The sequence below is a fragment of the Mesorhizobium sp. M0768 genome (assembly GCF_040320195.1).
Taxonomy (GTDB): Bacteria; Pseudomonadota; Alphaproteobacteria; order Rhizobiales; family Rhizobiaceae; genus Mesorhizobium.
This window is the reverse complement of sequence record NZ_JAMYPD010000108.1, coordinates 1-819: the sequence shown is the minus strand read 5'-3', so window position 1 is coordinate 819 and position 819 is coordinate 1. Positions and strand designations below refer to the sequence as shown.

1 pseudogene is annotated in these 819 nt (G+C 61.5%); it reads left to right on the top strand.

The annotated features are described in order from the left end of the window. Positions 1–255 (top strand): annotated as a pseudogene (locus tag NKI08_RS34535) (hypothetical protein); the annotation flags it as partial. Positions 256–819 lie beyond the last annotated feature (564 nt).

Here is an 819-nt window from a genome sequence, read left to right as displayed (position 1 = left end):
GGCATCAAGGCTTCGCGGGAGCGTGTCGTCGCTCGGGACGACGAAGATCGCCAAAGCTTCCTGCGCAAGCGCGGCTTCTCCAAGGCGGAGACGACGAAGATCATCGATGCCGTGCTTTCGGAGGAGGGGCACCCGCGCGCCTCGATTTTCGACTTCGTGCAGGGCATTACACGGGTGGCGCGCAACAAGCCGCATCAGGATGTTCGCCTGGAGATGGAGGGCAAGGCCAAGAAGCTTCTCGATCTGGCAGCATGATGCTGCAATGCTGCGCGCGGCGGGAGTAGGTAACGTCACCGGGCTGCTGATGCCGCCAGTTTCGAACATGTGCATCGCTGCGGCGCAGCACACGGCCTGCGCTGCCGGTCTGGCAAACACACCTCTCAGGTCTAGGTGTGCGCTGCACAGATCGCAATGCTGCTATGCACAATTAATGCTTCTCGGGAGCGTGGAAGGGAGTAGGTTGTCGGTATCAAGTTTCGTCCGGGTCACCTCCTCCCGACCTCGGCGATCAGGGACGGCATTTATTCCTCCCGAATGCTGTCGTCCAAATCAAGCCCGCCGCACCTCCTCCCGCGGCGGGCTTTTTCGTTGTGCGAGCGGCGGCTTCTTCCAGCCCGATGAAGGAAACGAACGCGGAGGGTCCGTCAATCGGGGCGGTTGAACCGTTCGATGGTGATGGTACGCGCGACATCCACCGTAATCTCCAGCACTTCGTTCCATGCCTCCTCGCCACCGAGCTCCGAAAGGGCGAGATGAAAGAGCCTGTGCTGGAGATCGAGGCTCATCAGGCCAGGGGCGGTGTTGAAGGCGACCAGCCCG